Raw genomic sequence first — 1189 nt, forward strand, 5'->3', positions numbered from 1 at the left:
ATGGCGGGAAAGTAACAAGTTGCTGCTCTGGGATCGGGAAATTAGCACCAAGATTAAGTGATTCTAAATCACGATTTCCTGGATAACCAGCAAACCCAGTTAGAAGATAAGCATTTCCCTGAGAGTCAAATTGTACGTCTTGAATACCAGCGCCTTGGTTGCCACTGGGTTGCTCTGCTATAGATTGAAAGTTATTGAATAGACGCTGTGGCTGACCGCCTGGTGTAACTTTGACCAGTGAACCACTATTACCAGCACAGATCGGCTGAAACAGTGTACTAGGAGATGGTTGGCAATTTCCGTTTCCGCCGATACCTGGCTCTGCTACGTAGAGAGTACCATCGGGGCCAAAGCTAACACCCCGTGCATTACTGATTCCATCGACAATTGTCGTTAGGGTTGCAGCTTGTACAGATGGTGTTCCGCAAATAGCAGCAAAACAAAATGTCAGAGATGTCAGAGCAAATGATTTGAGTTTCATACCTTTCAAGGGAGATTAAGAGTTAGTAATTTCGGGAAAGTTTTATGGTTTTAAAGACAAGAAATCCTAGTCCCTGAAGAATGCAGGGTAAATGTCCTTGAGAGGAAGTGATATTGGTTTGAAACTTTTACTTGAGCGCCACAACTCTATCTCTGAGCGGTTTGGGGATTCTTTTCTTGTGCAGCCAAGCAACGCCGAAAGCGCCGATCGCAAACACGCCGAAAGCAGAACTCGGTTCCGGGACAGACCTAGTATTCTCAATTCTGATCACTTGTCCAAGTCCTGGGCGATCGCTCCGGTTTGTGACGTATACTGCACCATCAGCACCTATAGTCAGGGCGCTAGGTGACTCTAATCCATTGCCACTCAGAAGAGTTGTGCGTGTCCCATCGGTAGCTATTTTGATCACAGAACCATCAAAATTACCCTTCCAGGCTGACTGATTGGCATACTGCAAAGCATACAGATTGCCTTCAGTATCAAATTCCAAGTCTGTGAGTTGGGTGAAACCATCGGCGAAAACTGATGATTTACCATCAGCACCGACTCGATAGATTTTTGCCCCACCTTCAGGGAAGGGAAAACCTGTAAATTGGCTGACGTAATAAGCGCCATCAAGTCCTTTGGCAACACTTGAGGGTACTGGTTGAGTTGCAAACTGCGATGGGCGTCGCACCTCTTCACCTTGAGATGGAACCTGTGCAGGTT

General features: G+C 46.4%; 2 protein-coding genes. Both read right to left on the reverse strand.

Going from position 1 to position 1189, the window contains the following annotated elements; all coding sequences use genetic code 11:
* A partial coding sequence (locus tag ACWATR_RS40205; protein ID WP_460346025.1) for a ScyD/ScyE family protein occupies positions 1–481 on the reverse strand: 481 nt, incomplete at its 3' end.
* Between the two features lie 127 nt (positions 482–608).
* The coding region (locus ACWATR_RS40210) for a ScyD/ScyE family protein (RefSeq protein WP_460346028.1) at positions 609–1189 on the reverse strand (581 nt) is incomplete at its 5' end.

Source organism: Nostoc sp. UIC 10890 (genome assembly GCF_054786515.1).